At 53.7% G+C, this 10,570-nt stretch carries 11 protein-coding genes and 1 pseudogene; 5 read left to right on the forward strand and 7 right to left on the reverse strand.

Annotated elements, in window-relative coordinates; all coding sequences use genetic code 11:
* Positions 1–160 precede the first annotated feature (160 nt).
* From IEW52_RS06295 to bioH, 4 genes are all read right to left on the reverse strand, one after another.
* On the reverse strand, positions 161–877 hold the full coding sequence (locus IEW52_RS06295) for a YebC/PmpR family DNA-binding transcriptional regulator (protein ID WP_188629215.1): 717 nt from the start codon (positions 875–877) through the stop codon (positions 161–163).
* 102 nt (positions 878–979) lie between these two features.
* A complete protein-coding gene (locus tag IEW52_RS06300) occupies positions 980–1,702 on the reverse strand; it encodes a ferredoxin--NADP reductase (RefSeq protein WP_188629216.1) in 723 nt (240 codons plus the stop codon).
* Between the two features lie 23 nt (positions 1,703–1,725).
* Complete coding sequence (locus IEW52_RS06305; RefSeq protein WP_188629217.1) at positions 1,726–2,046, reverse strand: hypothetical protein; 321 nt, start codon at positions 2,044–2,046, stop codon at positions 1,726–1,728.
* A gap of 126 nt (positions 2,047–2,172) precedes the next feature.
* Positions 2,173–2,958 (reverse strand): pimeloyl-ACP methyl ester esterase BioH, encoded by a 786-nt coding sequence (gene bioH, locus IEW52_RS06310; RefSeq protein WP_188629218.1) that lies wholly within the window; start codon positions 2,956–2,958, stop codon positions 2,173–2,175.
* A gap of 28 nt (positions 2,959–2,986) precedes the next feature.
* Here bioH and IEW52_RS06315 point away from each other — a divergent pair, with 28 nt between their 5' ends.
* Complete coding sequence (locus IEW52_RS06315; protein WP_188629219.1) at positions 2,987–3,682, forward strand: ComFC family protein; 696 nt, start codon at positions 2,987–2,989, stop codon at positions 3,680–3,682.
* A gap of 71 nt (positions 3,683–3,753) precedes the next feature.
* A complete protein-coding gene (nfuA, locus tag IEW52_RS06320) occupies positions 3,754–4,332 on the forward strand; it encodes a Fe-S biogenesis protein NfuA (protein ID WP_188629220.1) in 579 nt (192 codons plus the stop codon).
* Between the two features lie 104 nt (positions 4,333–4,436).
* Here the strand turns inward: nfuA and gpsA are convergent, their stop codons facing one another.
* The 3 genes from gpsA to IEW52_RS06335 are packed head-to-tail and all read right to left on the reverse strand — an operon-like array spanning position 4,437 to position 6,385.
* A complete protein-coding gene (gene gpsA / locus IEW52_RS06325) occupies positions 4,437–5,441 on the reverse strand; it encodes an NAD(P)H-dependent glycerol-3-phosphate dehydrogenase (RefSeq protein ID WP_188629221.1) in 1,005 nt (334 codons plus the stop codon).
* Positions 5,441–5,926, reverse strand: coding sequence for a protein-export chaperone SecB (secB, locus tag IEW52_RS06330; protein WP_188629222.1), 486 nt, complete (start codon positions 5,924–5,926; stop codon positions 5,441–5,443). The genes gpsA and secB overlap by 1 nt, the downstream gene beginning before the upstream one ends.
* A gap of 30 nt (positions 5,927–5,956) precedes the next feature.
* The gene (locus tag IEW52_RS06335) at positions 5,957–6,385 is read right to left on the reverse strand and encodes a rhodanese-like domain-containing protein (RefSeq protein WP_188629223.1); all 429 of its coding nucleotides are present in this window, start codon (positions 6,383–6,385) and stop codon (positions 5,957–5,959) included.
* A gap of 215 nt (positions 6,386–6,600) precedes the next feature.
* On the opposite strand from IEW52_RS06335, the gene gpmM reads away from it, so the two are divergent.
* From gpmM to IEW52_RS06350, 3 genes and pseudogenes are all read left to right on the forward strand, one after another.
* Positions 6,601–8,133, forward strand: a complete 1,533-nt coding sequence (gene gpmM, locus IEW52_RS06340) for a 2,3-bisphosphoglycerate-independent phosphoglycerate mutase (protein ID WP_188629224.1) — start codon at positions 6,601–6,603, stop codon at positions 8,131–8,133.
* 8 nt (positions 8,134–8,141) lie between these two features.
* Positions 8,142–9,422: a murein hydrolase activator EnvC gene (envC, locus tag IEW52_RS06345; RefSeq protein ID WP_188629225.1), complete on the forward strand. Its 1,281-nt coding sequence runs from the start codon at positions 8,142–8,144 to the stop codon at positions 9,420–9,422.
* A 684-nt stretch (positions 9,423–10,106) separates the two neighbouring features.
* A pseudogene (locus IEW52_RS06350) lies at positions 10,107–10,472 on the forward strand (RidA family protein); the annotation flags it as partial.
* Positions 10,473–10,570: the final 98 nt, after the last annotated feature.

Here is a 10,570-nt window from a genome sequence, read left to right on the forward strand (position 1 = left end):
AATATCGTCGTCTGCAAAAAGAGAAAGAGAGTCATACGAACACAAAATGCTCATCATATGTTTTTATTTTGTTACCAATAATGTGATCTGACGCAGGTGTTTCAGGTATAAAAAAACCCTCCGGCGGAGGGTTTTTTCACGTTGTGATTGTGCGTCGAACCTAGTATTCGGCGTTGTGGTACACGTTTTGTACGTCGTCCACGTCGTCCAGCATGTCGAGAAAACGTTCCAGTTGGGCTACATCGTCACCGGTCACTTCAACGGTGTTTTGCGGCACAAACTGAATGGTGTCCACGTCAAAGTCGATATCGCCAAAGGCTTCGGTTAACGCCTGTTTGGTCTTGAAGTATTCGGTGTGCGGCGCAAATACGGTAATTTTTCCGTCTTCCAGCTCCACATCGGTCACATCCACGTCGGCCATCATCAATGCTTCCAGCACGGCGTCTTCATCGTCTCCGGCAAAGGCGAGAATCGCACAGTGATCAAACATGTGGCTAACGGTGCCCGTGGTGCCAATTTTGGCTTTTACCTTGTTGAAGCACTGGCGCACATCACCTATGGTGCGGTTGGGGTTGTCGGTCAGACAATCCACAATCACCAGGCAGTTACCCGGGCCAAAGCCTTCGTAACGGGCGGGAGAAAAATCTTCACCGGCACCGCTGGTGGCTTTTTGCAGCGCTTTTTCAACCACATGGGCAGGCACCTGGTCTTTCTTGGCGCGATCAATCAAACCGCGCAGTGCCAGGTTGCCGTCCGGGTCGGCACCACCGGATTTGGCGACCACGTAAATTTCGCGACCGTATTTACTGTATACCTTGCTCTTGGCATTTGCCGTTTTAGCGATGGATTCTTTGCGGTTTTGATAGGCTCTGCCCATGGGATGGTCTCGTTGTTCATCGGAAGAGAAAGAATTTTACACTCAGCACAGCGCCAGATCTATTTTCCCCGCACGCAAACCGTGTTTTTCTGCACAATGGTGTCAATAACCGGCAAATTCTTCGGTGCGCACCTGGTCTTCGCTGACGCCTGCCTGACTGAGCATTTTCTTCATCGCCGCCACCAGCTCCGGTGGGCCGTCCAGATAATACACAGGTGCACTCAGGTCATCGAGATAGCGCTCCAGCATGGCCTGATCAACATAACCTTGCTCGCCCTGCCAGGATAAAGACGACTGCTGCGCCTTGGACATAGTGGCAACCAGGGTACAATGGGCGCTGTTGGCACAGGCTTGAGTCAGTTCATCGAGAAAGGCGGCATCTTCAGGCCGACGATTGGCATAAAACAACGTCATGGGCTGTTCGTAATGCTCGGCCATGGCCTGCAACAGCATGCTTCTAACGGGGGTAATCCCAATGCCACCGGTAATAAACACCACACTTTTCGGGGGCTGTTCGGGCAGCGTAAAGTCACCATAAGGCCCTTTTAACGTCACTTTGGCACCGGGCTCCAGGCTGCTTAATACCTGTTTGAAGGCGCTGTTTCTAATACGGGTCGCCACCATGAGTTCCAGCTCGTCCGGCGTAGAAGCCAAGGAGAGATAACGGCCGTTACCCTCGCCATCGGTTTGCGGCGGATCGATCAATATCAGGCGAGCACACTGGCCCGCCTTGAAGCTGAAGTCATGGGGTTTTTCAAAATAAAACGCCAGAGTATCTTCGGCAACTGTGTGTTTGCGGGTCAGTGTTAGCTGATAACTGGGCATCTCGTTCCTCTCCTTTGGCGACCTCAGGCTTCAACATCTAGCTCCAGGTTGGCAGCCTCTTCCGCGCTTTGATAGCGCTTGCTAATCACATTGAGTCGGCGACTCATGGTGGCATTGGCACCAATCCAGCATATTTGCCCCTTGTGCAAGCCCAACCAGGCTTCAAAGGCGGCCTGACGACGATCCCGCTCCCGGTCTTGATGACGAGGCCGAATAGCCACATAAGGCTGCACCGCCGTAATCACGGGAATGCTAGGCCGACGCGCCTTGTCGGCCGCCGCCGCCTCGGTAGAGGGTGCCGCCGCATTAGGTGCAATTGTGGGTAATATCACCGGTATTGCCATCGCCCAACCTCCCTGTGTTGTTTGTACATTGAACCATCAAGCCATACATATTCTGGCCAAGTCACTCCATTAACTATAAGCCACGCCCCGGCAATTAACAGCTCGATACAATCGTAACGTGGCAGGTTAGGTCTGGGCTTGCTGCAAAAAGTTTTTAATACGTTCGGCGGTGGTGTCGGGATGCGAAATAAAGGCGGCATGAGAGGCTTTGGCCTCAACATGGCTGTGACTGTGTGCCAGGTTTTCCGGCAACAGAGCCGCCACCAGCGGAATCACCTTTTTGGGCACCAAACCATCGAGTCGGCCGTACAGGCGCAACACCGGCAGTTGTAATTCACCTAGCCGGGCACGCAGATCCACCTCGCCCAGCAGAGCCAGTCCGGCGGCCAACGCCACCGGATCCGGGCTGGGCTTGGCGGCGAGGCTGGCTTTCAATTGTCGAATATCTTCCCGCGCATGTTCGCTGCCCATGGCTTGCAGCGCCAAAAAGCGATTGATCACCGTGTGATGGTCTTCAACCAGCTGTTGCTCGAAGGTGGCCAACACCTCGGGCTTGATGCCCGGCCAGGCCGACTCGGCCACAAAACAAGGTGTGCTGGCCAGAGTAACCAAATGGCTGACACGACTCGGGGCCAGCAAGGCGGCCTGCGTTGCCAGTAAACCGCCCAGTGACCAGCCCAGCCAGGCCGCCTGACTCGGCACCACTTCCAGCACGGCATTTACCCAGTCATTCAGCCTGGCCGAGCGGGGTAACGCGGGGCTGTGACCGAACCCCGGCAAGTCGACCAGATGCAGGCGAAAATCACTCTCCAGCCGCGAAGCCAACCCCTGCCAGACGGCACCATTCATGCCCCAGCCATGTAACAACACCAGACTGGGCCCCTGACCCCGGCTTTCTACATATACACTCATAACAGATACCTTACCTTTAGATGCTGCCATGATAAGACGCTTGGTCACCCGCTTACAATCAGGCCCGCTGTGGTGGGGACAATGTCTGCTGTGCCGGCAAGACTGCCGGCAGCAGCCGCTGATTTGCCTGCAATGCCAGGACGAGCTGCCACAACTGAGCCATCCCTGCCCGTTGTGTGCCTTTCCGCTGGCAGTGGATGATGCGCACTGTGGGCAGTGCCAACGTCGCCCTGCCCCTTGGCAACGAATGCGGGTGCTGGCGGACTTTGAACCGCCCTTTGCGCGACTGATTCACGATTTGAAGTATCACCAACGGGCCTTGAACGGCCGCCTGCTTGGCCAACTAATGGCACGCCAGCTGGTACCGCCATACCCGGAGGTCATTTTGCCGGTGCCCTTGCACTGGTGGCGACAGATGCGCCGTGGCTATAATCAGGCCTCCGAAATTGCCCGCGGCCTGCAGGATATATTGCCTATTGCGGTGGATTCCAGCAGTTTGACGCGCCGGCGCCATACCGCATCGCAAACTCACCTCAGTCGCCGCCAGCGCCAGCAGAATCTGCGTCACGCCTTCGATTGCCGTCCCCTGAACTATCGCCATGTGGCGCTGCTGGACGATGTGATCACCACCGGCAGCACCATGACGGAGTTAACCAGGCTATTGCAGGATCAGGGCGTTATGCAGGTTGAAGTTTGGGCCGTTTGCCGCACTCTTGCGCGCTGACCGCTATTCAAGCGCAGGCAACAAGAGTATGATAAAAGTTGAGTTGTTTAGTCAGGTTTACGAGGATAGCAATGATTACGATTTCCGAAACCGCACAAGAACACTTCCGCAAATTGCTGTCGCAACAGCCGGAAGGCACCAATATTCGGGTGTTTGTGGTTAACCCCGGCACCCCCAATGCTGAATGCGGCGTGTCTTATTGCCCGCCGGATGCCGTTGATACCGACGACATGCATCTGCCATTCGACGGGTTCGAGGCGGTCGTCGATCAGCAAAGCGTGTCTTTTCTGGACGCCGCCGAAATCGATTTTGTCAGCGATCAAATGGGGTCTCAGCTAACCCTGAAAGCCCCTAACGCCAAAATGGCAAAGGTGCCGGATAATGCGCCACTGGCAGACAGAGTCGAGTATCTGCTGCAGTCACAGATCAACCCGGGTCTTGCCAGCCACGGCGGCCAGGTAGTGTTAACCGAGATAACCCCAGATGGTTTGGCCATTCTGCAGTTTGGCGGTGGTTGTAACGGTTGTTCCATGATTGACGTTACGCTGAAAGATGGCATCGAAAAGCAGCTGCTCGAGCAGTTTGCCGGCGAGATTACCGGTGTACGCGATGCCACCGAGCACGAGCGCGGCGATCACTCCTACTATTGAGTTCATTGTTTTTATAATGGGTTGAATAGTAAAAAGGGAGCCATATTGGCTCCCTTTTTTATCGCTTTTTTCGAACAGCGGAACGCGTATCGCAAATAGCTTTGTTATTCCGTTTTACGGTCTCGGCTCAGCAGGGACATCGCGGCTTCTTTGGCGTCTTTGCCCTGATACAGTACCTGATAAACCTGATCGCAAATGGGCATTTCTACCCCATGACGACGGGCCAGCTGCTGCACCTCGGCGGCATTGCGATAACCTTCCACCACCTGACCGATGTCGGCCATGGCGGTTTGCACATCTTTGCCCTGCCCCAGGGCCAGACCAAAACGGCGGTTACGCGACTGGTTATCGGTGCAGGTCAGCACCAAATCACCCAGGCCGGCCATGCCCATGAAGGTTTCCTGCTCGGCCCCGAGTGCGACCCCCAAACGCTGCAACTCGGCCAGGCCACGGGTAATGAGCGCGGTGCGTGCATTGGCACCAAAACCCAAACCGTCGGCCAGACCAGCACCAATGGCAATCACGTTTTTAATGGCGCCCCCCAGCTGCAGGCCCACCATGTCGTCATTCAAATACACCCGAAACGAACGGCCACAGTGCAGCAGGTCGGCCATATCCTTGCCAAAATGGGCATCCGTGGCGGCCAGTGAAATGGCCGTGGGCAGGCCCATGGCCAGCTCTTTGGCAAAGGTCGGACCCGATAAGACGGCCAGCGGGATCTGCTCACCCAGAATATCCCGGGCCACGTCCTGCAGCAGCTTGCCGGTATTGGGATCCAGGCCCTTGGTCGCCCAGGCCACTCGGCTGTCTTTGCGCAAAAAGGGTTTAACCTGTGTCAGCACGTCGGCAAACACATGGCTGGGCACCACAATCAGCAAATTGCGGCTGGCTTGTACCACCTGCTGTAAATCGGCAGCAGGTGTCAGGCTGTCGGGAAAGGCAGCATCAGGCAGAAACACCTTGTTGCAACGGTCGGCGGCCAGAGTCGCCACTTGCTCGGCCCTGTGGCTCCACAACAGGGTGTTATGGCCATTGCGCGCGATGGCAATGGCCAGGGCGGTACCATACGAGCCGGCACCCAGAACCGAGATGGCGGCATCGTTATGCATCAGGCATCCGCCTGCTGTTGCTGCTCTTGAGCACGCTGTACATGAGCGGCAAACAAGGCATCGAAGTTGACCGGCGCCAGATTCAGCTGCGGGAAAGAACCACGGCCCACCAGGCTACTCACGGTTTCACGGGCATAAGGGAACAGAATGTTGGGGCAGAAAGCACCCAGGCAATGGGCCAGTTGTGGCTCGGCCATGTTACCTATGGTGAATACACCCGCCTGCTGAATTTCGCACAGGTAAGCCGTTTCGTTTTCACCCAGCTGGCAGGTTACGGTCAGCGTTAATATCACTTCAAAGATGTTGTCACCCAGGCGCGCACTCTTGGTGTCTAAATCCAGCTTCACCTCTGGCTTCCATTCTTTTTGGAATACCACAGGCGTGGTCGGCGCTTCAAAAGATACATCTTTCAGATAAATGCGCTGGATTTGAAATTCAACTTGCGATTGTGCTTCAGTATTGACACCGTTTTCTGCTTCAGCCATGAGGATATCCTTATAATGTTCGTTGAAAAATTAACGTTTGGTTACGGGAAGATTCTGGGTACGCCAGTCAGCCATACCACCACGCAAGGCGTGAACCTGCTCGAAGTCCGCCTTGGTTAACAACCGGCCTATGCCGTTGGTTGTAACGCCGGTTTCACATACCAGCACTATCGGCTTTTTCTGATACTTTTGAATCAGATTCAAATTGTTCGCCTTGAGCTGAGCCGCGGGCACGTTGATGGCACCGGCGATGTGGCCCTTGCGAAAATCTTCGGCGCTGCGCACGTCTATCACTACCGCATCTTGCTTGTTGATCAGGGCAACCGCTTCCTGGGTAACCACTATCCGCACTTTGCTTAGTTTAGACAACAGAGTCATGGCAATAATGGCAATGACCAAGCCACACCAAACCAGTACCAGCATGGTGTTATCAGTAAAAAATTCGAGATACTCTTGCATGAGATTACTTCTTTAGGGTCAAAATACACAAAAAAACGAGTATACATGGGGTATCGGTAAATAACAGCAGCCTGCTTTCAATCTCATTTGGCAATTGCCACTCACATCACACCAAGTGATGGCCGTTTGGCTAGAGACCAAAACGGCAATTGTAGTACCATAGCGTTAGTTCCCTTCTCGACCTGCACTTTCAAATAACAACATAGGGTTACACTATGAACTCGACCAAAAAGCCCCTGGTCCTCATTATTATGGATGGCTGGGGATATAGTGAAAAAACCGAACACAACGCAATTCATACTGCTCATACGCCGGTGCTCGATGGTTTGATGAAAAACAGCCCCTCCATGCTGATTTCCACCTCGGGTCATGATGTGGGCTTGCCCGAAGGCCAGATGGGTAATTCGGAAGTGGGCCATGTTAATATTGGTGCCGGGCGTATTGTGTATCAGGATTTGACCCGTATCGACAAAGCCATTGAAAACGGTGACTTTTTTACCAATCCGACCCTGACTGCCGCCATAGATGGCGCGGTTGGCAAGGGCAAGGCTGTGCATATCATGGGCTTGCTGTCGGCGGGTGGTGTACACAGCCACGAAGATCAGATAGCCACCATGATCCAAATGGCCGCCGACCGCGGCGCCGAGCATATTTATCTGCACGGCTTTCTCGATGGTCGAGATGTGGCTCCCCGTTCGGCTCTTGGCTCCATCGAGCGCGTTGAAGCCCTGTTCACCAAGCTGGGCAAAGGCCGGCTGGCCTCCATGATTGGCCGTTACTTTGCTATGGATCGCGACAACCGCTGGGAACGGGTGCAAGTAGCCTATGATCTACTGACGCAGGGCGAGGCCGGCTACCATGCCGCCAACGGCGTCACCGCCTTGCAGGCCGCCTACGATCGCGGTGAAAACGATGAGTTTTTGACGGCTACCACCCTGGGCGAGCCGGTCAGCATTCAGGACGGCGATGCGGTTATCTTCATGAACTATCGCGCCGACCGGGCTCGCGAGCTCACCCGCGCCTTTGTACAGGATGACTTTAACAACTTTACCCGCAGCACTCGTCCTGCATTAAGCAACTTCGTGATGCTCACGGAATATGCCGCCGATATTCAGACATCTTGTGCCTATCCTCCAGAATCATTGCCCAACACTCTGGGCGAATGGTTGGCTGCACACGGTAAAACTCAGCTGCGCATTTCTGAAACCGAAAAGTACGCTCATGTCACCTTCTTCTTTAATGGCGGCCGAGAAGCCTGTTTTGCGGGTGAGCAACGCGAACTGATCCCCAGCCCTCAGGTAGCCACCTACGACTTGCAGCCAGAAATGAACTCCGCACTGTTGACCGACAAACTGGTCGCCGCCATCAAGAGCCAGGCCTTCGACGTGATTATCTGTAATTACCCGAATGGCGACATGGTGGGTCACACCGGCGTATTCGAGGCGGCAGTCAAAGCCTGCGAAGCGGTAGACACGGCGATTGGTCGCGTAGTGGCGGCACTCAAGGAAGTGGGCGGCGAGGCCTTGATTACCGCCGATCACGGTAATGCCGAGCAGATGGTCAATCCGGTGACCGGCCAGGTCCAAACCGCCCATACCAATTTACCTGTGCCGCTGATTTATGTAGGCCGCGACGCCACGCCGGCAACCAAAGGCCGGCTGTCGGATATCGCCCCCACCATGCTGAACCTGATGGGGATGGATACACCGACGCAAATGACTGGTAAGCCTCTGATGGTTCTGAAATAATCAGGCCCATGGGCATAAAAAAACTGATTGTTTCATTGTTGTTGTTAAGTGCCGGCCTGATGGCCGGTACTTTCGCATGGGCGGACGACAGCAAAGAGCTCAAAAACGTGCAGGGCCAGATTGCCAGTCAGCAGCAAGACTTGCAGCAACACCAAAAGCAGCTGAAGCAGCTCCAGCAGCAACTGGCCAAAGATGAAAAGGCCATTTCGGCCATGGCACGAGAGTTGAACCAGACTCAGCAAAAACTAAAAGAAAACGAAAGCTCCCTCGCTCAGCTCGATAAAGAACATCACCAGTTAAATCAGCAGGCAGAGCAACAGCAAACCCTGCTGGCAGAACAACTACGGGCGGCCTATCAAAATGGGCGTCACGACTATCTTAAGCTGTTGCTTAACGGTCAGGACAGCACCGAAGTAGACAGATTGCTGCACTATTACGCCCATTTGAACCAGGCTCGAGCCGATGCCTTGCAGCAGCTGGCCCGTACTCGTGAGCAGTTGGCCGACAACCGTCGTCAGGCAGAGCAAAGTCGCCAGCAACTCAATCAGTTATTAGCTCGCCAGCAAAACGAGCAGGAAAAGCTGGAAACCCAGCAGCACAAACGCAGCAGCACCGCCAAACAACTCAATGCAGTACTCAGTAAAGGCAACCAACGCCTCACCAGTCTGCAACAGGCGGCAGGTAATCTGGAGCGCCAGATCAAACTCGCTCAGGAAAAGGCTGCCCGCGAGCAAGCGGCTCGTGAAAAAGCCGAACGTGAACGCATAGCACGGGAAAAGGCCGAGCAAGAACGAATAGCCCGAGAACGAGCCGAACGAGATAGGCCCGAGCAGACCACACGCCGCCCCGGCGGATCGGGCAGAACCCCCGTGGTCGCCAAGCTGAGTGGCAACTTCGCCGGCTTGTCCAAAGGTACCTTGCCCTGGCCACTCAAGGGGTCCTTGATTCATCGCTTTGGTACCGCCCGCACCAGCCAGTTGAACTGGAAAGGTTTGCTGATCAGTGCTCCGGTAGGCAAGGAAGTCAGCGCCATTGCCAACGGTCAGGTGGTGTATGCCGACTGGCTCAGCGGCTTTGGCATGGTGATGGTCATCGACCACGGGAAAGGCTACATGAGCCTCTATGGCCATAACCAGTCGCTGCTGCGTAACCCCGGCGACAAGGTCACTGCCGGCCAGCCTATTGCCTTGAGCGGCGAAAGTGGCGGCCAGGACAAGTCAGGCCTGTATTTCGAAATCCGCTATCAAGGCTCTGCTGTCGATCCCCTGCCCTGGCTTAAAAAGAGCTAACTCACACTCTGTAAAAAGGGTGAGCTGAAAGGCAATCAGCGATAAGCTGCTGGCGGTCAGAAAAATACCAGACCCGTATACTCTTTACCTTCCACGCTTCAAGTGCGCTCCCTATCATGCCCAGCACATGGCTGTCGGATGGCACTTCCCGAGCCGCTTTGTTCATAAAATAGTCACCCTCAGCCCCGGGCCAATCTATGGTATGGAAAATGAACTAAACAGGCGCGGATACAGTGGCGCTTACCTTGAATATCGTTATTATAGCGGTTCGATGACACTCGTTTCAGTAAGGCCGCACTGCGTGGATACTGGGCTATTAAAAGAGTATATATTGGTGCCGGATGCACCGTTGAAGGAAGATGACCGCTCTATTTTTCGGGGTAATGGCGCTCATATGTTGGCTTGTGCAAGACATGTTGCGCTCAAGAAGATACAAGCTGACATCTAAAAGGAAGCAAGTATCCATTTCAAAAAAAGCTGCCAAGTATGAGTACCGCTTATCTGGATAAAATCCTGGTTGCTGGATTAATTCGCCAGGGAAAAGTGAATAAAAGCGCTCTTACACATGAGAGGCTGACTTTTATTTAGAAGAGGCTTGTTGTGATGCAACAATATGTTCACGCTCTCGCCTGAAGTTAGGCTGAAATCCACGTAATATTTATATCAAACTGGAGAAGTATCGATATGAGTGGCAATATCATAAAACTTTCAAGAAATGCAGAAAGTGCACCACATAGTTCTGTATCTACGCAAACTGTCGCTTTTTCTCATTACAATAATATTTCAGCTCAATTACCTGTAGACCCTAAAACGGGTGCCCTTGTAACGGGTGATATAAAAGAGCAGACTAAGCAGTGCTTAGCAAATATTAAAGCAATTGTAGAAAGTATCGACCATGTCATGGACGACGTTGTTAAAGTTAATATATTCCTGAAAGACATATCAGATATTGACGCTGTCGACGCTGTGTATTCAACCTTTTTCCAAGATTACCTTCCTACACGAACAACAGTTGCGGTAGCAGCTTTGCCTGTGGATGGTGCTCTTAAGCAGTACGGCATAACCCATGTGGATCTATAATTTCTACATATAGCTACATTCGGGAGCCTGCCATGAAACGGAACTTGTTAGGTCAGTCACTCACGGCC

This window comes from Oceanisphaera marina, assembly GCF_014643915.1.
In the GTDB taxonomy this organism is placed as follows: Bacteria; Pseudomonadota; Gammaproteobacteria; order Enterobacterales; family Aeromonadaceae; genus Oceanimonas; species Oceanimonas marina.

What these genes read in the sequence shown, in the direction of transcription:
- IEW52_RS06315 (WP_188629219.1), top strand. Translation starts at nt 2,987, where the DNA reads ATGATAAGACGCTTGGTCACCCGCTTACAATCAGGCCCGCTGTGGTGG.
- gpsA (WP_188629221.1), bottom strand. Translation starts at nt 5,441, where the DNA reads ATGCATAACGATGCCGCCATCTCGGTTCTGGGTGCCGGCTCGTATGGT.
- nfuA (WP_188629220.1), top strand. Translation starts at nt 3,754, where the DNA reads ATGATTACGATTTCCGAAACCGCACAAGAACACTTCCGCAAATTGCTG.
- bioH (WP_188629218.1), bottom strand. Translation starts at nt 2,958, where the DNA reads ATGAGTGTATATGTAGAAAGCCGGGGTCAGGGGCCCAGTCTGGTGTTG.
- envC (WP_188629225.1), top strand. Translation starts at nt 8,142, where the DNA reads ATGGGCATAAAAAAACTGATTGTTTCATTGTTGTTGTTAAGTGCCGGC.
- gpmM (WP_188629224.1), top strand. Translation starts at nt 6,601, where the DNA reads ATGAACTCGACCAAAAAGCCCCTGGTCCTCATTATTATGGATGGCTGG.
- IEW52_RS06300 (WP_188629216.1), bottom strand. Translation starts at nt 1,702, where the DNA reads ATGCCCAGTTATCAGCTAACACTGACCCGCAAACACACAGTTGCCGAA.
- IEW52_RS06295 (WP_188629215.1), bottom strand. Translation starts at nt 877, where the DNA reads ATGGGCAGAGCCTATCAAAACCGCAAAGAATCCATCGCTAAAACGGCA.
- secB (WP_188629222.1), bottom strand. Translation starts at nt 5,926, where the DNA reads ATGGCTGAAGCAGAAAACGGTGTCAATACTGAAGCACAATCGCAAGTT.
- IEW52_RS06335 (WP_188629223.1), bottom strand. Translation starts at nt 6,385, where the DNA reads ATGCAAGAGTATCTCGAATTTTTTACTGATAACACCATGCTGGTACTG.
- IEW52_RS06305 (WP_188629217.1), bottom strand. Translation starts at nt 2,046, where the DNA reads ATGGCAATACCGGTGATATTACCCACAATTGCACCTAATGCGGCGGCA.